The sequence below is a fragment of the Streptomyces sp. NPDC058145 genome, from assembly GCF_042884245.1.
Lineage (GTDB): Bacteria > Actinomycetota > Actinomycetes > Streptomycetales > Streptomycetaceae > Streptomyces.
This window is the reverse complement of the sequence record NZ_JBHVUH010000006.1, coordinates 453,445-476,238: the sequence shown is the minus strand read 5'-3', so window position 1 is coordinate 476,238 and position 22,794 is coordinate 453,445. Positions and strand designations below refer to the sequence as shown.

Sequence of the window (22,794 nt, the reverse complement as noted above, 5' to 3'; positions counted from 1 at the left end):
ATCGAGACGGCCGCGCCCTTCCCGCCGCCCAGCCCCACACCCGACCAGCCCGTCGACATGAAGCCCGTACCCGTCGACTTCCCCGGCCCCCAACTGCTCGCCCAGGGCGCCACCGTGGTCGTCACCGGTCACGACCCGGGCGAACGCCGCGTCACGGCCGCGTACCAGCACCACCGGTAGGAGGGACAGCACCCAGTTCCGTCAGCGCGATCTGGGTCTCCAGCCGGGCCGGCGGGCCGCCGAAGCACAGGTGGATGCCGCTGCCGAAGCCGAGGTGCTGGTTGTCCCGGCGATCGGGGTCGAAGCGGCGGGATCGTGGAAGCGGTCCGGGTCTACGCCGCCTCGACCGGCCCCGGCTCGTCGCCGACCCACCGCCGTAGCGCCGCAGCCCCATCCTTCGCGGTCCGATGCACCTGCGCGTCAACCAGGGCAACGGTGGATGACGGGCCCCTGGGCCGTTAGGCCGGATTCCGAACCGGCGCGGCCAGGCCCGACGCTTCAGCATGCGATCTCGGCCCAGATCGTCTTCCCCTGAGCATGGTGGCGTGTCCCCCAGCGATCGGCGAACTGTGCGACAAGCAGGAGGCCGCGGCCGCCTTCGTCCAAGGTGCGGGCACGCCGCAGGTGCGGGGCGGTGCTGTTGCTGTCGGAGACCTCACAGATGAGCGCGGCGTCGCGAATCAGACGCAACTGGACGGGCGGCTGTCCATAGCGGATGGCATTGGTGACCAATTCGCTGATCACCAGTTCCGCGGTGAACGCAACCTCGGAAAGCCGCCACGCCGCGAGCCGAGCCTGAACGTCCGCACGAGTTCCAGCCACCGCGGCAGGGTCGGACGGCACATCCCACGTGGCGACCTTCCTGGCGTCCAGGACATGGGTACGGGCGACCAGGAGAGCGACATCGTCCCGCGGCTGTGCGGGGAGCAAGGACTGGATCAGGTCCTCGCAGACGGCCTCCGGCGAGTGCACGGGCTGCTCCAGACGCCGGCGCAGCAGCGAGAGGCCTGTGTCGAGGTCACGTCGGGTTCCCTCGACGAGACCGTCGGTGTAGAGCGCGAGAAGGCTGCCTTCGGGAACCTGCCACTCGGCCGTTTCGAAGGGCAGCCCTCCCACGCCCAGTGGAGGCCCTGGGGACACGTCGATGAAGTTCGCCGTGCCGTCAGGCGTGACCATGGCTGGAGGCGGATGCCCCGCACTGGCAGCCGTGCAGCGCCGTTCAATCGGGTCGTAGACCACGTACAGGCACGTGGCAATGAGATCGGTGGAGATGTCGAGATCGGTCTCGGCCCCGATGTCCGCGTCGGGGTCCTCCTCTGTCGCCAGGTGCGTGACAAGGTCGTCGAGGTGGGTCAGGAGTTCGTCGGTGGGAAGGTCGACATCAGCCAGGGTGCGCACCGCAGTCCGCAGTCGGCCCATGGTGGCGGAGGCCCGCAGACCGTGGCCCACGACATCCCCCACCACCAGTGCGACCCGCGCGCCCGACAGGGGGATCACATCGAACCAGTCGCCCCCCAGCCCTGCCCGGGTCCGGGCCGGAAGGTAGCGATACGCCGGCTCGACCGCTTCCTGCGCGCCGAACCGACGTGGAAGCAGGCTGCGCTGCAGGGCCAGGGCGGTGGTGCGTGCGAGGGTGTAACGGCGTGCGTTGTCCACGGCCACAGCGGCGCGCGCACCGATCTCCTCCGCGAGGAGCAGGTCGTCGTCCTGAAAGGGCTCCTCACGCCGGTGGCGCACGAAGATGGCCACACCGAGCGTCAGGTCACGGGCGCGCAGAGGGACCACCATGATCGAGTGGATTCCGAACGTCCGGACCACCCCTGACCGGCGCGGATCGGCCTCCTGCCAGTCCTTGATCGCTTCGTCCGAAGTGAGATGAAGCGTGGGTCGACCGGTGACCAGACAACGCACGGGCGGCGTGGAACGCGGGTACTGATCCACGTCTCCAGGCCGGATCAATGCCTCGGGCACGCCAGGGAGCACGGACTGTTGCGCGGCGCGACGCAGGGCAACGGAGTCGGTGCCGCAAGGTCTCGGCTCGACACCCCGGAACAGCGAATCGAGCAGGTCGACGGTGACGAAGTCGGCGAGCCGGTCCACAGCGATATCGGCCATCTCCTGCGCTGTCCGCATCACGTCGAGGGTGCTGCCCACCTGCGTGCTGACATCGTTGAGCAGGGCGAGCCGCTCGCGGGCCAAGTGTTGCTCGGTGACGTCGAGCGCGGTCAGTTGCACACGTCCCACCTGTCCGGCCGGAGACTTGAGCGGGGACACGGTGATGCACCAGACCCTCTCCCGTGCCGAGGGCCGCGCTCTGCCACGCACGTGGAACTGCTCGGGCCTACCCGTCTTGAACGCACGGCGCATGCCTTCCTCAACCCTGTGGCAGATATGAGGCGGCATGATCTCGGTGACCCGCTGACCACGCACTTGATCTTCCGAGAGAGCCAGCTCGCGCATGGCGCCGGCACTCGTTCTCAGGGCCCGCAGCTCGGAGTCGAACACCATCAGGGGCAGATGACACTGCGCGAACGCTTCCTCTGTTGTCGTCGTCCCACGCAGCTCTGGGCCGTCCGCCGCGGTCGCGACCAACAACTGTTGCGCATTGCCTTCGCCGTCGACCGATGGAAAGGCACGCAGCCACACCTCGACGCGTCGGCCGTCCCGATGGCGGAGCGAGGCGGTGCCGCTCCGGCCGTCGAGAACCGCAGAGAGACCGTCCTCGGCATTCGGATCCAGCCCGAGCAGACGGGCCGCCGGGCGCCCAACGACGTCGCGATAGGAGTAGCCGAGCAGCCGCTCGGCGCCTGTACTCCACCCCGTGACGATCCCTCGTCCGTCCACGACGGCTGTGGCTGACGCCGCCGGGTCGGAGAGCACGCCGGGGCCATCACCCGTTGTGGCACCGTGCATTTCGATCATCGCCCATCCAGCACGGAAAGCCGGAGCTGCGAAGACGCCACCCCGACTGTGGGGTACCGCGAGTTTCCTCTACCCCACTTCTACCGTTCCCGGCTCTCGCCCGCAGGTCGGTGCAGTTCAGGCGCTCCGCACCAGAGGCAGCAACTTCTGGCCGGTCGGGCCGACTTGCATGGCCGTATCCAGCTGCGGACAGTTCTCCCGGCAAAGAGACCCGGCCGCCCGCCCTGGCCGGCACGTGGCCTCGAGGACTCGTCCAGGCGGGGAAGGGGCTCAACAGCAGCGATCCCGTCCTCGCTCGCCCCCGCCGGCCCCAGATGGACGTGTCCATCTGGGGCCGTATGGACACACGGGTAAATTCGGCTCCACGGTCGTGACATGGGGACGCGTACGCGGAACGTCACCGACAGCCATCTCCCCTGTGGATCGCGGCGCTCAGGCACAGGTCAGTGGCCACATGATTCATCGCTCTTTTAGCCGCACAGTACTTTCGTCCGCGCCGACCCTGGTCGCGTCCGGCGCGTGGTCCCGCTGGGTCTCGGTCAGCGGCAGTGTGCGTTTTCGCGGATGCGTGAGCCTGTTCGGCCGCTCGTGGTGGGCGGACGGAATCGGTGGCTGAAGTCGAGGGCGATGTTCAGCGCGAGAAGGTTCTTTCCGCTGCCGGTCCGGGCGCGCAGCAGGATGCGGTGCTCGGCGACCGGAACCGTCTCGGGAAGACGGAGGCTCCACGTCTGCTGCCACGGCCCCGGGGGCGGGGCGAGGTCACCCGACAGCCTCGCGCCCAGGCTCTTGAGCAGGTCGGGCAGTGCGTAGGTCTTGTCGAGCATCTTCACCGGCCCGAATTTCATGATCACGTTGCAGGTGGCGCGGGTCAGGTCGACGGACTCTTTGAGGTGGCCGTTCATGTCCCAGCGGACCTGGTGTCCAAGCCACGGTGAAGCCGGGGTCAGCGTGATGGCGAGGCTGTCCAGGAGGTGGGTGTCGTCGCTGACGTCTTCCACGAGGCGGATGCTCATGTCACTCCTCATCCGTTCGCGGGTCGGGGGAACGCCGGGTGGACAGCCGGGCGGCGGTGTGGGGGCGCGTACCGGCAGACGGGAATCCCCAGGTGGGCCGACTGGGGGGGAAAGCGCGGCCACACGGATTTCCGGATGCTGCGGGCCTGGTGTTCCGCTCTGCCAGGGTGTGCAGGAGGTGGTTGTCGGAGAATGGTCCAAACTGGAACCCCGGCCCGATTCCGGCGGGCCGGGGTTCCACGCTGTGCGGTCGGCCGCGGACTAGTCCTCGTCGTGGTGGCGCTTGATCACCCGGAAGCTGGCCACGACACCCTTGTCGATGTCGATGCCCTCGACGTGTCCCGGGCGTACGCCGTAGCTGGAGCTGTGGGGTCCGACGGTGGCGACGGGGGCCCCGTTGTCGCAGACGGCCCCGCGGAAGACCTCGACGGTCTTGCGGCTTTCGTTGCGGATGTTCAGGCTCTTCGCGCCCAGGCCGCTGACCACGGTGATGCAGTCGCCGGGGCGGGTGGAGTACGACCGCTCGTTGATCTGGATACGGCCTTCGTCCTCGCCCCGGTGTCCGTTGTTGTCGTTGTCCTCGTTGCCCTCGTTGCCCTTGCTGTTGTTGCCCTCGTTGCCCTTGCTGTTGTTGTTCTGTCCGCTGCTACCGCCGTGGGGTGCGGCAGTGACCGGGGCCTGCTCGGGAGCGGGAGCGGAGGCGGCGGAGGCGTAGGTGATGCCGGTGGCGGTCAGAGCGGCGGCGGCCGAAACAGCGGCGGTGACCAGGGTAGAACGAAGCTGCATGTCGCTATCTCCTGTCTGGGGATGCCGGCCCGTCAGCCGACTCGTCAACGAACATACCCAGAGCTGTCATACCGGTCATATCGGATGTCGGCCGCAGGGCTCCAAACAGGGCATTTACGGCACCTTCACAACATCTGACAAAACGTCACAACAGGTGCGTTAAAAGCAGATTGACATACTATTAGTGCATATAGGTGGATCTTTGACGGTGACTCACCGCTGAGCTTCGGCGCGTCGTTGCGGACCCGGCGAGGTGGGCCGTGTTAATGGCTCGCCGTGCCTGAGCCCGCTGCTCGCGCCACTCACAGACGTGCCGTGTGCCGTCACTGACCCAGGTCACGAGGACTGGCGGTGTCGGCACGGCGTGGCGACGGGACGCGCCCGGCGGCTCCTGCGACACGGGGGGGGGGACGCTGGACGGGAAGAAACCCGTCGCCATGGACGGCGGATACCTCCACAGTCTCCGAGTAGCGGCAAGGTGCGAAGCAGACGGCAACGAGCCCCCTCCCGGATCGGGAGGGGGCTCAGCGCGCGCGATCGTCAGATCCACTCCACCGTGGAGACGACCTGCCAGTCACGTCTTGGATCCGGCAGCGGCGGCCGGAAGGTGACCGGCGGGGCCAACGGGCAACGAGAGGAAACGAGCGTGGCCGACGCAGCCGCCACCTCCTCCTCGCTCACCTCACCTCTTCGCATGCCTGGCAGACGGGGTCTGCCGAGTGGGGTGTCTAGCGCAAGATCAGGAAAGTCACTACCATGCGCACGATCCGGCCACAGTCGGGTCGGTCAGGTGATCTTCCCTGGAAGAGCCGGAGCACGTTCAGCGGCGAGAGTCCCATCACCTCCAGGAGGGAATGGTGTCGCAGCCCCTAGAGCTCTCAAGTCACCTCACTGGCTGGTTTCCATCGGCCACCCACTACAGTGCGTGGCCGATCCGGTTGAGCACCGTTGATCCCTCAGGGGGAAGTAGTTCACGCCGCGACAGGGAGATCCAGTGAAAGACGTCGGGTCGGTGCGTACTACCGCCTTTCGGGAAGATGAGCCCGATTCCGGCGCCTTCCAGGCCAGCGCGAGCAGCGTGCAGGCGGGCTTCTACTGCTGGGAGATCGCCACAGGCGAGGTGAGCTGCGATCCGCTCACACTCGCGCTGCACAGCATGCCCGAGAACGGCCCGTCGGACATCTCGAGCTTCCTGGCCTCCGTGCACGAGTCCGATCTGGCCGATGTGCGCCATGCCTTGGGTGTGATAGCGGAATCCTGTGGCAACTACCAGATCGAGTACCGCGTCACTTCCAAGGACGGCCGGCATCGGTCCCTGGAAGCCCGGGGCCGCGTCCTGCCCGACGCCGACGGGCTACCGGCCCGCATGGTCGGAGTGGTCATGGACACCACGGCCGTCCATGAACGCCACGAGGCGGAGAAGCGGCGGTTGTACGAGCGCGCCACCCGTGACCGCTGGATGCGGGAGCTGACCTCGGCTCTGGCCGCCGCGGTGACGGTCAAGGACATCATGACCGCCGCACAGGCCGGATTGCGTACCTTCGGAGCGGGCGCACTGGCGGTGATCGCCCCGGAAGGGAACCGGTTGACCGTCGTCGCCTCGTGCGCCGACGACGAGCAGAATGAGGACTCCCTTCGAGTCCTCGACGCCACAGCCCGCACACTCGTGGAGGAGTCACTCGACCGTAGGGCGCCCGTTCTCATCGGCTCCGCGGACGCACTGATCGCCGGTCATCCGCACCTGGCGCCGCTCGGGCGATCGTCCCCGCAGGCGTGGGCGGCACTGCCGGTCACGGACTCGCGCGGCCGCGTCAGTTCCTGTCTCGTCAGTTTTCCCGAGCAGCAGGAATTCCTGCCTGAGGAGCGGGCCCTCCTGGTCGCCGCCACGGGACTGCTCGCCCAGTCACTGGAGCGAGCCGGCATGTACGAGTCGGAACACGCACTCGCCACCGAGCTTCAGCGTGGCATGCTGCCGCGCGGGCCGCTCACGGTGCCGGGTGTGACCATCGCCGCCCGCTACCAGGCCGCGACCTCCGGCATGTGGATCGGTGGCGACTGGTACGACGCCATCAGCCTGCCCGACGGCGGCGTGGCTCTGGTCATAGGAGATGTGCAGGGCCACAGCGTTCACGCCGCGTCCCTCATGGGGCGGCTGCGTACGGCCGTGCACGCCTACGCGAACGAAGGGCACTCGCCCGCGGCCGTCTTGGAACGCACCAACCGCCTGCTGGCCGAACTGAACACCGACCCGGACAGGGCCCTGTTCGCCACATGCTGCTACATAGCACTCAACCCCTTTGACGGAACGCTCCGGGTGTGCCGGGCGGGTCATCCTGCTCCAGCGCTGATCCCGCCCCGCGAGGCGCCGCGCCTCCTGGACGTCCCCGGCGGCCTCCCTCTCGGAATCGACCGGGAGCAGCGGTACCCCACCACTCGCCTGCGCATCGCTCCGGGCAGCGTGCTCGCGCTGACCACCGACGGCCTGCTCGAGGCCGTGAACAAGGACATCGATCAGGGCACCGAGAGGTTTCTCCGGGGTCTGCGAGGCGCTCCCACGGCGGACCTGGAGACCCTTGTCGACGACCTCCTCGACGGTACGCAGAAAGCTCACAGCTTGGGCGACGACGTCGCTCTGCTCTTGGCTCGTCTAGATCGGCCCGGCCACCGCAACTGACCCGGTCGAGACCCACCTGTTGCCAACGGAGCTGGACGGCTTGCTACTTGTGTCAGCCGCCAACCGATTTTCGCCGGGTCTGCGATGCCGCCCCGCGCTGGTCGATGAGCGCTGACCGGAACAAGACCTCTGTCGAACGCCGTCAGCAGGCAGGGTAACTTACGCCGGTGGCTGGGACTGCCTGGTCATGCCGCAGCGGCAAGGTCGCTGGATGTCGCGAATGGCAGAGAATTACCGAGAAGCGAGCTGACGTATGGACAAATTCCGGATTCCGGACCTCTACATCCCCGTACAGGCAGCGCTCAATCCGGGACTACAGGAGGCCACGGCGGCCGCTGAGGCGTGGCTGGACGAGTTCGGTCTGGTGCCCACCGAGGAGGCACGTCGGCACGTACACCGCACCCGCGTGGACCGGCTCACCGCGTGGCTGTGCCCGAACGCCTCAGGGGATGCGCTGACGCTGATCACCCAGTGGAACGCATGGCTGTTCCAGTTGGACGACCAGTTCGACGACGACCCGGTGCGCGGTTACCAACCCGAGCGGTGGCGGGAGGCGTTCGGGCCACTGTTCGCCGTCTTCGACGGAACCGTTGCCGCCGGGCGATTGGCGCGCTCCCTGGCCGATCTGTGGCGCCGTACGGCGGCTGTCCGTTCTTCCGCATGGCAGCGACGATTTATCCCCCACCTGCTGTGGTATTTCGACAGTTACCGGGCCGATATGATTCATCGGGAGGAAGGGCGCGTACCCGGCCTACAGCAATATCTCACCCACCGCCGCGCCTCGTTCGCGTTCGACGCCGTTCTGGACCTGATGGAAATCGGTACCGGTGTAGACCTGCCCGACCAACTGCATGCGAACCCGGCCTTCGCGGACATGCGAGAGGCGGTGATCTATGCGAATGCCTGCATCAACGATCTCTACTCACTACCCAAAGAACTCGCGCATGACTATGCGTTCAACGCCGTCACGGTGATCTGCCATCATCACCGGTGCAGCCTCCAGGAGGCGGTGGAGCGAGTAGCAGTGATGCAGGCTGGATACATCCAGCGCATCCTCGATCTCGAACAGGTCCTGCCCGAACGGCTGACGCGTTCCGGCCTCGTCGATGAGGTCGTTGACGAGGCGCTGCGCTGCGTCAGGGACTTCCACGCGCTCACCGCCGGGAACGTCGCCTGGTCGAAGGAGACCGGGCGGTATGCCGAGATAGAAGCCAAACCGACCTACCTGGCGGACTTGTTCATTCCGTAGGAAGCGCCGGTCACCCTGCGGCCGCTGCAAAGGGCGCGCGGGGCACGCCGCGCCGAGACATCGGCCGGCTGGAAAAATTTCCGCGCACGCCTCTTGACCACTCATACCTACCGGTCAGTACGCTCACGCCACCCTCGATGACACCGGTGTCCTCTCCCCCGTGCGGCCACGGCGAGCCGGCCCCTCGGCATGCCGTCGCACGCCTGTAGGCACAACTCCCGCGACCCGGGAAACGCCCCCGCGCTGTCCTTTGTCAGAACGCGCCGTCGAGCGCTGCCCCGAACCCCACCGGGAGTCCATCGTGAACAAAACCCTTGCCGGCGCAGCCGTCGCCGCGGCCGGCGCCCTCCTCGCCGTACAAGCCGCCCTTCCCGCCCAGGCAGCGAGCGGCTCCACCTTCAACTCGACCAGCAATCCCGTCCTGTTCGTGCACGGCTACACCGGTGACGCCAGTAACTGGAACACCATGGCGGGCCGCTTCAGAACCGACGGCTGGCCGTCCACCTACCTCGACCAGTGGTCCTACGACTGGCGCCAGTCGAACGCCACGACCGCCCAGCAGCTTTCCACCGAGGTCGACCGCCTCCTCACGGCCACCGGCGCCACCAAGGTCGACATCGTCAGCCACTCCATGGGCGGGCTCTCCTCGCGCTACTACCTCAAGAACCTCGGCGGGACCTCCAAGGTCGACGCCTGGGTGTCACTGGGCGGACCGAACCACGGCACCGACAGCGCCAACAGCTGCTTCGACACCTCCTGCACCGAGATGCGTATCGGCTCCAGCTTCCTCGCCGCCCTCAACTCCGGCGACGAGACACCGGGCTCACCCCGATACGCCACCTGGTGGTCGCCCTGCGACACGGTGATCAACCCGGACAGCTCCGTCTCCCTGACCGGCGCCGCCAACACCAAGACCGCCTGCCTCAGCCACACGGGCCTGTTCACCGACGCGACGGTCTACGCCCAGACCCGGGACATGATCAACAACTGACCGCTCCCACCAGCCGGTAGGGGGCGCTCACTGCGGCCCCTACCACCGTCTCCAGCCCGGCCGTAACGTCCACCCGCGCCACGGTGACCGCGAACAGCTCGCGGTCTTCGCCCAAGGGCTCGCAGCCATCCCCGAGGTGGTCCAGACGGAGCGACTGTTGGGCACCCCCGGTTACCTGCTGCGCGTGGTGACCGCGCTTTCGACCAGGACGCTCGGGCAGCGGCGCCTGGTTGACCACCGCGAAGATCGTGACGCCGCAGTCATGGGACATGGCGGGCCGAATGATCGCGCGAGCGCCGCGGTACTCGGCCGCCGGCCGCAGCCGCTGCTCTGCGGCATGTCGGGGACGCGTCAGGGCCCGTCGTGCGTTGCGGATGGTGACTGGAGTGGTCGGCCACCCAGCCTGGGCCGGTCGAGACGGCGTAGCCAGCTCGGTCAGCACTCGATCGAGTGCCTCGCCCACCTCAGTGGGTGTGACCACTCGAAGCCGACGTCGGCGCAGCGTTCTTGACCGTCAGCGGCAGCAGCTTCTTGCCCGTCGGGCCGATCTGGACGCTCGTGTCCATCTGCGGGCAGACGCCAACGACTCCAAAACTGCGCCCGGTGCCCGGCCCGGCCCCGCCGCTCCAATGCCGCATCACGCAACGAGAGACGCACCGGCTGAGAATGCCGCACGGCCATGCGCGCCGGACGCTCGACACATGTCCGACGTCACGTCTGCCGGCGCCACAGCCGACGACCTTCCCGCAACGGCCGAAGGCCTGGTGCTCACGCACTTCCTCACGGAGCACGCGCGCGAGGCGGGACACCCTTTCCAGCCCACTTCGGGGACAAGGCCCTGGGGACTGGGAGCGGCAGCTCCACTGACCGCGCTCGATCGTCGGACTTTACGGACCGGGAGTCAGATCCGCCGGACCACGTCCGTGATGCCTCCGGGGCACGCGAGCGTCGCGATGTCCCATCCGGCGCGTCCGGCCCCGGCCCGGTAGGCGCTTTCATAGAAGGCGAGGACGGCGGCACGGGGATCGGTCTCGACGCGGGCCGCGTCGTAGCGCAGCACGGCCAGGTGGTTGTCGCCGCGCGTGACCCACCGCGCGGACGCGGGGCCGAGCGGCTCCCCGGCCAGGCCGGCGGGCTCGGGGGCGGTATAGGAGTAGAAGGCGGGCTCGGTGAAGGTGTCGTCGCCGAACCAGAAGCCGAAGCTGATCACTTCCCTGGAGTACGCCTCCCGGGTAACCGGGTCGGCCTGCCGCGGCTGGTCGATCTGTCGCCCGGAGAACCGGCTGTGGGCGATGTCGAAGGTGTGCCAGAAGTGGTGCACCGGGCTGCTCTTTCCCGAGTAGCCCGCCGCGAACTCCTCCAGCACGGACGCCACCTGGCTCAGGACCCGCCAGTAGCGGTTGGCGGCCAGCGGATCGTAGGTCGCGTGCTCGGTGTCCTGGGCGAACGGCCGGCCGGCGTCGGGCAGGTCGAAGGGCCTGGGAATGGCGATGTCCACCCGGACGCCCAGCGCGGTCAGAGCGGCCAGGGTCGCGTCGTGGAAGGACGCGACGGACTGGCCCGGAAGCGGGAAGGACCGCTCTTCGCCGTCCAGCGTCGCGACGATGAGCCGGTGGTCGACGAAGTCGAAGTCGATCGTGAAGATCGGATTCCCGTCGAGCTGACCCATCGGACGCGTGGTGATGCCCCGCCCCGTGACATGGAACGGGACGTTCCACCAGTGGTTGCGCCGGGCGCTCGCCGCCAGGCGGATCTTGCCGACGACCTGTTCGAAGCGGTGCAGGGTCTCCTTGGTGTCCCGCCACTCCGTCAACGGCATCGGTGGGAAAAGCTCCGTCACGGTTCCATGATGACCTCGTGGGCGGTGTCCGGCACCCGCGCCGGTGGCCGGAGGCATCGCCGCACCGGAGCTGCGGCACCGACAGCGCGCCCGCGCCGAGGACCGCGTCCGCGCCGCTCGCGCCACCGGCCTACGCGACCTCCCGCTCCAGGACGCCGCCCTGCCTCCCGAAAGCGGAAGGGCCCCTGCGTCCCCTGCTGCGCACGAGGCCCGACCAGCTACTTGTCGACCACAGTCAAAGGCAGGAGCTTCTTGCCCGTCGGGCCGATCTGGATGCTCGTGTCCATCTGCGGGCAGACGCCGCAGTCGAAGCAAGGCGTCCAGCGGCAGTCCTCGACCTCGGTCTCGTCGAGGGCGTCCTGCCAGTCCTCCCAGAGCCAGTCCTTGTCCAGGCCGGAGTCGAGGTGGTCCCACGGGAGGACCTCCTCGTAGGTGCGCTCGCGGGTGGTGTACCAGTCGACGTCCACGCCGAAGGGGACGAGGGCCTTGTCCGCGCACGCCATCCAGCGGTCGTAGGAGAAGTGCTCGCGCCAGCCGTCGAAGCGGCCGCCGTCCTCGTAGACCGCGCGGATGACGGCGCCGATGCGGCGGTCGCCGCGGGAGAGCAGGCCCTCCACGATGCCGGGCTTGCCGTCGTGGTAGCGGAAACCGATCGAGCGGCCGTACTTCTTGTCGCCGCGGATCTTGTCGCGGAGCTTCTCGAGGCGGGCGTCGGTCTCCTCGGCGGAGAGCTGGGGCGCCCACTGGAAGGGGGTGTGGGGCTTCGGGACGAAGCCGCCGATCGAGACGGTGCAGCGGATGTCGTTCGACCGGGAGACCTCGCGGCCCTTCTGGATCACGTGGGTCGCCATGTCGGCGATCTGCAGGACGTCGTCGTCGGTCTCCGTCGGCAGGCCGCACATGAAGTACAGCTTCACCTGGCGCCAGCCGTTGCCGTAGGCCGTGGAGACGGTCCTGATCAGGTCCTCTTCCGAGACCATCTTGTTGATGACCTTGCGGATGCGCTCCGAGCCGCCCTCGGGGGCGAAGGTGAGACCGGAGCGGCGGCCGTTGCGGGTCAGCTCGTTCGCCAGGTCGATGTTGAAGGCGTCGACACGGGTGGAGGGCAGCGACAGGCCGATCTTGTCTTCCTGGTACCGGTCGGCCAGGCCCTGGGCGATGTCACCGATCTCCGAGTGGTCCGCCGAGGACAGGGAGAGGAGGCCGACCTCCTCGAAGCCCGTCGCCTTGAGACCCTTGTCGACCATGTCGCCGATGCCGGTGATCGAACGCTCGCGCACCGGGCGGGTGATCATGCCGGCCTGGCAGAAGCGGCAGCCACGGGTGCAGCCGCGGAAGATCTCGACCGACATCCGCTCGTGGACCGTCTCGGCGAGCGGGACCAGGGGCTGCTTGGGGTAGGGCCACTCGTCCAGGTCCATGACCGTGTGCTTGGAGACGCGCCACGGGACGCCGGACCTGTTGGGGACGACACGCCCGATACGGCCGTCGGGGAGGTACTCGACGTCGTAGAACGCGGGAATGTAGACGCCGCCCGTCTTCGCCAGGCGGAGGAGGACCTCCTCGCGGCCGCCGGGGCGGCCCTCCGCCTTCCACTCGCGGATGATGCGGGTCATGTCGAGGACGGCCTGCTCGCCGTCGCCGATGACCGCCGCGTCGATGAAGTCGGCGATCGGCTCCGGGTTGAAGGCCGCGTGGCCGCCGGCCAGGACGATCGGGTCGTCCAGCCCCCGGTCCTTCGACTCCAGGGGGATTCCGGCCAGGTTCAGCGCCGTCAGCATGTTCGTGTAGCCCAGCTCCGTGGAGAAGCTGAGGCCGAACACGTCGAAGGACTTCACCGGGCGGTGGGTGTCCACGGTGAACTGCGGGACGCCGTGCTCACGCATCAGCGCCTCGAGGTCCGGCCACACGCTGTAGGTGCGCTCGGCGAGGACGCCCTCCTGCTCGTTGAGGACCTCGTAGAGGATCATGACGCCCTGGTTGGGCAGTCCGACCTCGTAGGCGTCCGGGTACATGAGCGCCCAGCGGACGTCGCACTCGTCCCAGTTCTTGACGGTGGAGTTGAGCTCTCCGCCGACGTACTGGATCGGCTTCTGCACGTGGGGGAGCAGAGCTTCGAGCTGCGGGAAAACCGACTCGACAGGCATCTCGCAAACCTTCATGAGCTGACAGGGGTGACCATTCAGCGTAACCCGCCCGGAGGGCTCCCCCGTACGCTCAGACGGACGCCCCCGACTTGATCTTCGCCCACAGGCCAGGCAGCTCGGCCTCGGCCGCTGCCGCCCGCTGCTCCTCCCGGCCGTACAGCAGGCCGTAGGTGAAGGTGCTCTCCCCCGCCGCGTGGGCGACCGCGGCGAACTCGCGCAGGGCGTGGCGGGCCATGACGCTGTCCTGGTGGTCGCCCAGCAGGGACGTGAGGGACTTCATCGACTTGGCCAGGGAGGTGGCCGGGGCACCGAGGGCGGGGATGGCTGCTTCGGCGGCGTAGCGGGTGCGCTTGGCCTTCTTGCGGGCCTCGTGCAGGGCGACGTCGCGTTCCCGGCCGGGTGGCAGGTCGAGCGCGTGGGTGATCAGGCGGGTGACCTTGGCGAGGTCCTTGCGTACGGCCTTGGCGAGCACCTTCGCGGGCTTCCTGGCGGCCTTCTCGCGCAGTGGCGGGTCGGCGAGGAGGGAGTCGAGGGTGTCGAGCAGGGCCTGGTGGCGGGTGGAGTCGAGGATGGCGATGAGGTGGCCGCGGGTGCTGCCGTGCCGGGCGGCGGCCCAGGAGGCGACCCGCTGGGGCACGGGGCCGAGGACCAGCTCGGACGGGAGTTCGTCCAGGGCGGTGGTGAGGCGCTCCGCCAGGACTTCCTGGTCGCGGTCGGCGCCCAGCTCGCCGGCCAGCCATTTCAGCTCGGCGGCGACCGGGGTGGTGACGGCGGGGTCGAGGACCGTGCCGAAGGTGCGGAAGGTGCTGCGCATACGACGGGTCGCGACCCGCATCCGGTGCACGGAGTCCGGGATGTCCCGGCGGACGGCGGGGTCGCGGTCGAGGATCTCGTCGCGTTGTTCGCGCAGGTAGGCGAGGACGTGGTCGCCGGCGGTCACGGGCGGTGCGGGCTTGGCGGACCGGGTTCGGGTGCCGCCGGTCTGCTCCAGCGCCCGGGCCAGCTTGGACGGTGAGGTGGACGGCCGTACGCCCGCCTTGCGCAGGCGTTTGTCGACCTTGTCGAGGAGGGCCGGATCGGCGTCGTCGGCCAGTTCCACCTCGATCTCGGTCCACCGGGTGGTGCCGCCGGCCCGGTTGAGCCGTTCGGCGGTGACCGTGTCGACGCTGGCCTCGGCCAGCAGTGTGCCGTCGGCGTCGACCAGGTGGTGTACGTCGCGGGCGGAACGGAGCCGGACGACGGGGACCAGTTCGGCGCCCCGGACCCGGGAGCGGACCAGGGCGGCGAGTTCGTCGGGGACGGTGTCGGACAGCGGTGCCCTGATCTCGTCGCGGACGCCGGGGGCGACCGGGAATTTCAGGTGCCAGCCGGCGTCCGAGCCACCGGTGCGTCGGCGCAGGGTGAGTGAGGCGGCGGCCAGGCGTTCGTCGGCGGTGTCGTAGTAGGTGGCGTCCAGCTCGACCATGCCCTTGCCGAGGACGTCCGCCACCTTGCCGGCGCCCGTCAGGTCGGGCAGCCCGCTCTCATCGGATTCGTACTTGCGCTCGATCTCGCGTTTCGTATCCGCCATGAACAGAATCTAGCCGCGATGGGCCTGCTCAGTCCCCTTTCGTACGGTCGGATTCACGCGGACATCGGACGTTGCACCTTGATGGACTGCAGGAGGCCGACGGCGATCCACACCGCGAACATCGACGTGCCGCCGTAGGACACGAAGGGCAGGGGCAGGCCCGTGACGGGCATGATGCCGAGGGTCATGCCGATGTTCTCGAAGGACTGGAAGGCGAACCAGGCGATGATGCCGGCGGCGACGATCGTGCCGTACAGCTCGGTGGAGTCGCGGGCGATGCGGCAGGCGCGCCACAGCAGGATGCCGAGGAGGAGGATTATCAGTCCGGCACCGACGAAGCCGAGTTCCTCGCCCGCGACCGTGAAGACGAAGTCCGTCTGCTGTTCGGGGACGAACTGTCCGGTGGTCTGCGAGCCGTGGAAGAGACCGGCGCCGGTGAGGCCGCCGGAGCCGATGGCGATGCGGGCCTGGTTGGTGTTGTAGCCGACGCCGGCCGGGTCGAGGTCCGGGTTGGCGAAGGCGGCGAAGCGGGCGATCTGGTACTCGTCCAGGATGTGCAGCTGCCAGACGGCGATCGCGCCGACGGTGCCGGCGGTGATCAGGCCGAAGACCCAGCGGTTGGAGGCGCCGGAGGCGAGCAGCACGCCGAGGATGATGACCACCATGACCATGACCGATCCGAGGTCGGGCATGAGCAGCACGATGAGGATGGGTACGGCGGCCAGGCCCAGGGACTGCAGGACCGTGCGGTGGTCGGGGTGCTTCTTGTCCCCGGCGTCGACGCGGGCCGAGAGCAGCATGGCCATGCCCAGGATGATCGTGATCTTCACGAACTCCGAGGGCTGCAGCGAGAAGCCGCCGCCGAACACGATCCAGGAGTGGGCGCCGTTGACGGTGGAGCCCAGCGGGGTCAGCACGGCGAGGATGCCGAAGACCGACAGGCCGTAGAGGATCGGCACGGCGTTGCGCAGGGCGCGGTGGCCGAGCCAGAGCGTGCCGATCATCAGGGTGAGCCCGATGCCGGTGTTCATGAGGTGCCGGAGCAGGAAGTAGTACGGGTCGCCCTGGTTGATCTCGGTGCGGTTGCGGGTGGCCGAGTAGACCAGCAGGGAGCCGATCGCCGAGAGGGCGAGGGCCGACAGCAGTATCGGCCAGTCGAGCCGGCGGGCCAGTGAGTCGCGGGCGAAGAGCCTGGTCCAGCCGGCCCGCTCGGGCCCGTAACCGGAGACGGAGAAGCTGTTGGCGCTGGTCATGTGAGCATCCTCCGGCTGCCCCTCCTGCGGTGGCGCCTGCGGGTGTCGCGGTTGCCCGTGGTGGGCGAGGGCGTGGTGGCCGGGGTCTGCTGGCCGTCGTCGTTGCTGGGGTTGTCCTGCTGGGAGGCCTCGACGTCCTTGGCCGGGTCGCCGGCGACCTTCGGAGAGGCGATGGTGCCGTCGGGGCGGACCTTGGGCAGGCTCTTCTGCGGCTCGGGCAGCAGGGCCTTCTTCCGGTCGACGGAGCCGTCGCCCTTGACGCCGTAGAGCGCGCTGTAGATGTTGCGCACGGCCTCACCGGAGGCTCCGGAACCCGTACCGGCCTGGGCGATCGTCATGATCACCGTGTAGTCCTTGGAGTAGGTGGCGAGCCAGGACGTGGTCTGCTTGCCGTAGACCTCGGCGGTACCGGTCTTGGCGTGCAGCGGGATCTCGTTCTGCGGCCAGCCGCCGAACTTCCAGGCGGCGGTACCGCGGGTGACGACGCCGGCGAAGGCGTCGTCCATGCCCTTGAGGGTGGCCTTGGTGACCGGCAGCCTGCGGTTCTTCTTCGGCTTGATCTCCGTGACCTTCTTGCCGTCGGCGCTGATGATCGCCTTGCCGATGGTCGGCTGGTACATGGTGCCGCCGTTGGCGACGGCGCCGTAGATCGCGGCCTCCTGGATGGGGGTGACCAGGGTGTCACCCTGTCCGATGGAGTAGTTGATCGAGTCGCCCTCGCGCATCCTGTTGCCCTCGAGGCAGTTCTCGTACGCGATCTTCTCGACGTAGCTGCCGTCCTTCTTGCCGGACTTGCACCAGGCGTCCTTGTTGGCCTTCCAGTAGTCCAGCTTCCACTGGCGGTCCGGGACGCGTCCGGTGACCTCGTTGGGGAGGTCGACGCCGGTCTCCTTGCCGAGGCCGAACTGGTGGGCGGTCTTGTAGAAGTAGTCCTTGGGCTTGCCCTTCTTGGGGTTGATGCCGCCGTCGCGCTTCCACTCCCGGTCGGCGAGACCGTAGAAGACGGTGTCGCAGGAGACCTCGAGGGCGCGGCCGAGGGAGATGGGGCCGAAGTTCTCGCCCTCGAAGTTCTTGAAGACCTGGCTGCCGACGGAGTAGGAGCTGGTGCAGGGGTAGCGGCCGTCGAAGGGGTAGCCGGCCTCGACCGCGGCGGCCGTGGAGACCACCTTGAAGGTCGAGCCGGGCGCGGCCTGGCCCTGGATGGCCCGGTTGAGCAGCGGGTAGTCGGAGTTCTTGCCGGTGAGGGCCTTGTAGTCCTTGGCGGAGATGCCGCCGACCCAGACGTTCGGGTCGTAGGTCGGGGCGGAGGCCATGGCGACTATCCGGCCGGTCTTGGCCTCCATGACCACGACGGCACCGGAGTCCGCCTTGTAGTTCTCGCCGGTGATCTTGTCGTACTGCTGGCGGGCGACCTTCATCGCCTTGTCCAGTTCGTACTCGGCGACCCGCTGCACCCGGGAGTCGATGCTGGTGACCAGGTTGGAGCCGGACTCGGCCGCGTCGGACTGGGCCTTGCCGATGACCCGGCCGAGGTTGTCCACCTCGTAGCGGGTGACGCCGGCCTTGCCGCGCAGCGCCTTGTCGTACTGGCGCTCGAGGCCGGAGCGGCCGACCATGTCGGAGCGCAGGTAGGGCGAGTCGGTGTCCTTGGCCTTCTGGATCTCCTCGTCGGTGACCGGCGAGAGGTAGCCGAGGACCTGGGAGGTGTTGGACTTGCCCGGGCCCGGGTAGCGGCGCACGGCCTCCGGCTCGGCGGTGATGCCGGGGAAGTCCTCGGCGCGCTCCCGGATCTGCAGGGCCTGCTTGGCGGTGGCCTCGTCGGTGATCGGGATCGGCTGGTAGGGCGAGCCGTTCCAGCAGGGCTGCGGGGTCTCGGCGTCGCACAGCCGGACCTTGCGCATGACGTCGGCGGGCTTCATGCCGAGGACGCCGGCCAGCTTGGTGAGGACGGCCTTGCCGTCGTCCGCCTGCTTGAGCAGATCGGTGCGGGAGGCGGAGACGACCAGGCGGGTCTCGTTGTCCGCGAGCGGCACGCCCCGGGCGTCGAGGATGTCGCCGCGCACGGCGGGATCGACGACCTGCTGGACGTGGTTGCCGGAGGCTTCCTTCTGGTACGCGGCGCCCTCACGGATCTGCAGGTACCACAGGCGGCCGCCGAGGGTGCCGAGGAGGGAGAGGACGAGGATCTGGATGACTACGAGACGGATCTGGACCCGTGGGGTCCGTCCGGTCTCGGGAATGTTGGTCACTGCGGCTGCCTCCCCCTCTCAGTGCGCTGACGTGTGTGCGCTGACGAATGATGAACGATCCGCCTGTGCGGCGCCGTTCCGCCGCGATTGCCCCGTTCGGGTGAACTCTGGTGCGTTCACAGCCGCTTGACCCCCTTGATGCGGCCGACCCTGGTGGAGCGGGTGCGGGCCTTGGCCTTCAGGGCGCCGAGGCCGCTCTGACCGCCGACGCGCAGACCGGTGCCGGAGGAGAGCCAGCCGGAGGAGATGTCGCCGGCCTTGGCGGCGGGACTGGTCTCGGCGAGCGGGTCGTTGTCGGAGCGGCGGGCCAGCCACATGATCGCGGGGACCACGAAGGGGGCCAGCAGCAGGTCGTACAGGGCGGCCGAGAACAGCAGGCCGGGCAGGCCGACATGGCGGGCGGCGGTGTCACCGACCAGGGCGCCGACGCCCGCGTACAGCAGGGTGGAGCCGATGGCGGCGGCGACCACGACGGCCATCGGGCCGGTGACGGACTTCAGCCGGCCGTTCTCCGGCTTGATGAGCCCGGCGAAGTAGCCGATGACGCACAGCACCAGGGCGTAGCGGCCGGCCGCGTGGTCGGCGGGCGGGGCGAGGTCGGCGAGCAGTCCGGCGCCGAAGCCGACGAGGGCGCCGCCGACGTGGCCGTACACCATGGCGAGGCCGAGGACGGTGAGCAGGAGCAGGTCGGGGACGGCACCCGGCAGGTGCAGGCGGGCGAGGACGCTCACCTGGATCACCAGGGCGACGACGACCAGCGCGATCGAGAGCAGGATCCGGTTGAAACGCATGGGGATTCAGCTCCTACTGCTGCTCGGTGGTGTCGGGCGCGCCGGCCGAGGGGCTGACCGTGACGGTCACCGTCGGCGTCGGTGTCGGCTTGGGCTTGGTCGGCAGGACCTCGTCACGCGGGTCCCGCTTCGGGCCCTGGACGACCACGCCGACGACGTCGAGCTTGGTGAAGCCGACGTACGGCGTGACGTAGAGGGTGCGGGTGAGCCCGCCGCCGGAGGGGTCGATCCGGGAGACCACGCCGACCGGGACGCCGGGCACGAAGGGCTTGTCGGCCTGGGAGCCGAAGGTGACGAGCCGGTCGCCCTTCTTCACCTCGGCCTTGCCGTTGAGGAGTTCCACCCGCAGCGGGCGGTCGCCCTGGCCGGAGGCGAAGCCGAGTTCGTCACTGTTCTCCATGCGGGTGCCGACGGTGAAGTCGGGGTCGTTGGCGAGCAGCACGGTGGCGGTGTCCGGGCCGACGGTGGTGACCCGGCCGACGAGTCCGTCGCCGTTCAGCACGGTCATGTCCCGCTGGATGCCGTCGTTGGCGCCCGCGTCGATGGTGATGGTCCAGGAGAAGCCCTGCGCCGACCCTATGGCGATGACCTGGGCGCCCTTGATGCCGTACTGGCCCTCGCCGGCGATCTTCAGCATCTTGTCGAGCTGGTTCAGGCGGCTGCGGTTGCGGTCGTCGCTGCCGAGCTTCGCCTTGAGGGCCGCGTTCTCCTTCTCCAGCGTGGCGAGCCGGTCGTGGCGGGTACCGGAGTCACGGACGGCGGAGACGGCGTCGCCGACCGGGTCGACCGCGGAGGACAACCCGTTCTCGATCGGGCCGAACGCCGCGGCGGCGGCCTGCCGGGCGCCGTCGACGGGGGAGTTCCGGCCCCCTCGGATGTCCACCGTGATCAGCGCGAACGCGATGGCGATCAGCAGGACCAGGAGCAGCCGGCTCTCTTTCGTGTCCCTCACGTGCGGCGGCCGTGCCCTTCCTCGAGTGGAATTCGGAGACCCCCGGCAGTGCGCGAACCGTGAAGCGCAAACCCTGGGGGCCCATTTGCGGGAGCTTGTGCCTCTATGTCAACGAGCCGCCGTACGAGAGGGAATCGTCTCGTACGGCGGATCCGAGGAGCCGCCTCAACGGCGGGGCTGGGCGTCCAGTACCTGCTGGAGCGCCTCGAACTCCTCGACGCACTTGCCGGAACCGAGCGCCACGCTGTCCAGCGGGTCCTCGGCGATGTGGATCGGCATTCCGGTCTCGCGCCGCAGCCGCTCGTCCAGGCCGCGCAGCAGGGCGCCGCCGCCGGTCAGCACGATTCCCCGGTCCATGATGTCGCCGGACAGCTCCGGCGGGCACTTGTCGAGGGTCGTCTTGACGGCGTCGACGATGGCGTTGACCGGCTCCTCGATGGCCTTGCGGACCTCGGCGGCGGAGATGACCACGGTCTTCGGCAGCCCGGAGACCAGGTCGCGGCCGCGCACCTCGGTGTGTTCCTCGGCGTCGAGTTCGTACGCCGAACCGATCGTGATCTTGATCTGCTCGGCCGTGCGCTCGCCCAGCAGCAGGCTGTACTCCTTCTTGATGTACTGGATGATCGCGTTGTCCAGTTCGTCGCCCGCGACACGGATGGACTGCGCGGTGACGATGCCGCCGAGCGAGATGACCGCGACCTCCGTGGTGCCGCCGCCGATGTCCACGACCATGTTGCCGGTGGCCTCGTGGACCGGCAGACCGGAACCGATGGCGGCCGCCATGGGCTCCTCGATGATGTGCACCTGGCGGGCGCCGGCCTGGGAGGACGCCTCGATGACGGCGCGGCGCTCGACGCCCGTGATGCCCGAGGGCACACAGACCACGACCCGCGGACGGGCGAGATACCGCCGCTTGTGGATCTTCAGGATGAAGTAGCGCAGCATCCGCTCGGTGATCTCGAAGTCGGCGATCACGCCGTCCTTCAGCGGACGTACGGCGACGATGTTGCCCGGTGTGCGGCCGATCATCTTCTTCGCTTCGGCACCGACCGCGAGGATGCCACCGGTGTTGGTGTTGATGGCGACGACGGACGGCTCGTTGAGGACGATGCCGCGACCCCTGACGTACACCAGCGTGTTGGCGGTCCCGAGGTCGACAGCCATGTCACGGCCGATGAACGACATTGAGTTCCCCATCCGGATTCATCTGGCCTTCCTGGGCTTTTGAGGGCATATCAGGTCGGCGAGGCGGGTGCTGTGACGTGAAGGCTTCCATCGTAAACGCGCCTGCACGAACACTGCGCGAGGGTCTCCGCCATTGTCATCAGATGGCGCGCCGCCTCGCTTCTGGAGACGGCCCATCGGGGGCACACGTTCCCCCGATCGGCGACGCATATGCCGAAGGACGGCCGAAAAGGTGCGGCCGTCCCAGGTCAGGACTCCGAGCGGACCTGACGCCCCCTCAGAAAAATTCGCGGAAATTCGGCCAGGTGGCGGCTCAGGCGCGGCCCGGGAAGAAGATCTTCACCTCGCGCTCGGCGGACTCCTCCGAGTCGGACGCGTGGATCAGGTTCTCCCGGACGATCACGCCGTAGTCGCCCCGGATGGAGCCGGGCGCGGCGGCGATCGGGTCGGTCGGGCCGGCCAGCGCGCGCAGCCCCTCGATGACGCGCTCGCCCTCGACGATCAGCGCCACGACCGGGCCGGAGGCCATGAACTCCACCAGCGGCTCGTAGAAGGGCTTGCCCTTGTGCTCGCCGTAGTGCCGCTCCAGCGTGTCCTGGTCCAGGGTGCGCAGCTCCAGCGCGGTGATCTGCCAGCCGGCCTTGCGCTCGATACGGCTGATGATCTCGCCGGTCAGGCCGCGACGGACGGCGTCGGGCTTGAGGAGGACGAGGGTGCGCTGGCTCACGGGGGGCTCCTTACGACTGACATGTGCGGTGGAACGAGGTTACAGGGCGTGTCCTCGCCGCCGTTACGCAGCGTCAGGTTGTAGAGGGGCCGGGGTCCGCGGACTCCCCCTGCGTCGCGAACCGGGCCTTCGCCTCGTCGACCTTCCGTCCGTAGTGGACCGACGCCCACCACAGGGCGGCGAACACCGCGCCCATGAAGTACATCGTCGGGACGAAGACGCCGGAGGCGATCAGGGCGAGCTGCAGCGCCCAGCCGAGGGCGACGCCGCCCGGCCGGGTCACCATGCCGCACAGCAGCACGCACAGGACCATGGCGATGCCGCTGACCAGCCACACCGTGGACGCGGACAGGTCCGGGTCCTTCATGGCCACGAGACCGGCGAACCCGATGACGAAGAACTCGCCGATCAGCGTCGATGAACAGAGCGTACGCACGACGGACTC

17 protein-coding genes and 2 pseudogenes are annotated in these 22,794 nt (G+C 68.6%); 4 read left to right on the top strand and 15 right to left on the bottom strand.

The window, feature by feature from the left end:
* A pseudogene (locus ACFVVO_RS16850) lies at positions 1-180 on the top strand (FAD-dependent oxidoreductase); the annotation flags it as partial.
* 13 nt (positions 181-193) lie between these two features.
* On the opposite strand, the pseudogene ACFVVO_RS16845 reads toward ACFVVO_RS16850, so the two are convergent.
* From ACFVVO_RS16845 to ACFVVO_RS16830, 4 genes and pseudogenes are all read right to left on the bottom strand, one after another.
* Positions 194-342 (bottom strand): annotated as a pseudogene (locus ACFVVO_RS16845) (cytochrome P450); the annotation flags it as partial.
* A gap of 156 nt (positions 343-498) precedes the next feature.
* The gene (locus tag ACFVVO_RS16840) at positions 499-2,922 is read right to left on the bottom strand and encodes a SpoIIE family protein phosphatase (protein WP_390055574.1); all 2,424 of its coding nucleotides are present in this window, start codon (positions 2,920-2,922) and stop codon (positions 499-501) included.
* A gap of 539 nt (positions 2,923-3,461) precedes the next feature.
* A complete protein-coding gene (locus tag ACFVVO_RS16835) occupies positions 3,462-3,935 on the bottom strand; it encodes a hypothetical protein (RefSeq protein WP_390055573.1) in 474 nt (157 codons plus the stop codon).
* A gap of 261 nt (positions 3,936-4,196) precedes the next feature.
* Positions 4,197-4,721, bottom strand: coding sequence for a hypothetical protein (locus ACFVVO_RS16830; RefSeq protein WP_390055571.1), 525 nt, complete (start codon positions 4,719-4,721; stop codon positions 4,197-4,199).
* Positions 4,722-5,715: 994 nt separating this feature from the next.
* Between ACFVVO_RS16830 and ACFVVO_RS16825 the strand changes: the two genes are divergently transcribed.
* From ACFVVO_RS16825 to ACFVVO_RS16815, 3 genes are all read left to right on the top strand, one after another.
* Complete coding sequence (locus tag ACFVVO_RS16825; protein ID WP_390055569.1) at positions 5,716-7,395, top strand: SpoIIE family protein phosphatase; 1,680 nt, start codon at positions 5,716-5,718, stop codon at positions 7,393-7,395.
* 253 nt (positions 7,396-7,648) lie between these two features.
* Positions 7,649-8,644, top strand: a complete 996-nt coding sequence (locus ACFVVO_RS16820) for a hypothetical protein (protein ID WP_390055567.1) — start codon at positions 7,649-7,651, stop codon at positions 8,642-8,644.
* 301 nt (positions 8,645-8,945) lie between these two features.
* Positions 8,946-9,635, top strand: a complete 690-nt coding sequence (locus ACFVVO_RS16815; protein WP_390055565.1) for an esterase/lipase family protein — start codon at positions 8,946-8,948, stop codon at positions 9,633-9,635.
* On the opposite strand, the gene ACFVVO_RS16810 is transcribed toward ACFVVO_RS16815, so the two are convergent.
* The 11 genes from ACFVVO_RS16810 to ACFVVO_RS16760 form a co-directional block, all read right to left on the bottom strand.
* Entirely contained in the window at positions 9,625-9,906 is a 282-nt protein-coding gene (locus ACFVVO_RS16810) for a hypothetical protein (protein ID WP_390055563.1), read from the bottom strand. The two genes, ACFVVO_RS16815 and ACFVVO_RS16810, sit on opposite strands and share 11 nt — an antisense overlap.
* Before the next feature lie 630 nt (positions 9,907-10,536).
* Positions 10,537-11,454, bottom strand: a complete 918-nt coding sequence (locus ACFVVO_RS16805; RefSeq protein ID WP_390055598.1) for a DUF5996 family protein — start codon at positions 11,452-11,454, stop codon at positions 10,537-10,539.
* 239 nt (positions 11,455-11,693) lie between these two features.
* Positions 11,694-13,622 (bottom strand): TIGR03960 family B12-binding radical SAM protein, encoded by a 1,929-nt coding sequence (locus tag ACFVVO_RS16800; protein ID WP_390055562.1) that lies wholly within the window; start codon positions 13,620-13,622, stop codon positions 11,694-11,696.
* A 70-nt stretch (positions 13,623-13,692) separates the two neighbouring features.
* Positions 13,693-15,192 (bottom strand): CHAD domain-containing protein, encoded by a 1,500-nt coding sequence (locus ACFVVO_RS16795; RefSeq protein WP_390055560.1) that lies wholly within the window; start codon positions 15,190-15,192, stop codon positions 13,693-13,695.
* 53 nt (positions 15,193-15,245) lie between these two features.
* Positions 15,246-16,445, bottom strand: a complete 1,200-nt coding sequence (gene rodA, locus ACFVVO_RS16790) for a rod shape-determining protein RodA (RefSeq protein WP_390055558.1) — start codon at positions 16,443-16,445, stop codon at positions 15,246-15,248.
* Positions 16,442-18,694, bottom strand: a complete 2,253-nt coding sequence (mrdA, locus tag ACFVVO_RS16785) for a penicillin-binding protein 2 (RefSeq protein ID WP_390055557.1) — start codon at positions 18,692-18,694, stop codon at positions 16,442-16,444. Before mrdA ends, rodA begins: the two co-directional genes overlap by 4 nt.
* Before the next feature lie 116 nt (positions 18,695-18,810).
* The gene (gene mreD / locus ACFVVO_RS16780) at positions 18,811-19,485 is read right to left on the bottom strand and encodes a rod shape-determining protein MreD (RefSeq protein ID WP_390055555.1); all 675 of its coding nucleotides are present in this window, start codon (positions 19,483-19,485) and stop codon (positions 18,811-18,813) included.
* Between the two features lie 13 nt (positions 19,486-19,498).
* On the bottom strand, positions 19,499-20,437 hold the full coding sequence (gene mreC / locus ACFVVO_RS16775) for a rod shape-determining protein MreC (RefSeq protein ID WP_390055554.1): 939 nt from the start codon (positions 20,435-20,437) through the stop codon (positions 19,499-19,501).
* A 165-nt stretch (positions 20,438-20,602) separates the two neighbouring features.
* Entirely contained in the window at positions 20,603-21,622 is a 1,020-nt protein-coding gene (locus ACFVVO_RS16770; protein WP_390055552.1) for a rod shape-determining protein, read from the bottom strand.
* A 313-nt stretch (positions 21,623-21,935) separates the two neighbouring features.
* Positions 21,936-22,349, bottom strand: coding sequence for a nucleoside-diphosphate kinase (gene ndk, locus ACFVVO_RS16765; protein WP_390055550.1), 414 nt, complete (start codon positions 22,347-22,349; stop codon positions 21,936-21,938).
* Positions 22,350-22,422: 73 nt separating this feature from the next.
* A complete protein-coding gene (locus tag ACFVVO_RS16760) occupies positions 22,423-22,785 on the bottom strand; it encodes a DUF4233 domain-containing protein (protein ID WP_390055549.1) in 363 nt (120 codons plus the stop codon).
* Between the last annotated feature and the right edge of the window lie 9 nt (positions 22,786-22,794).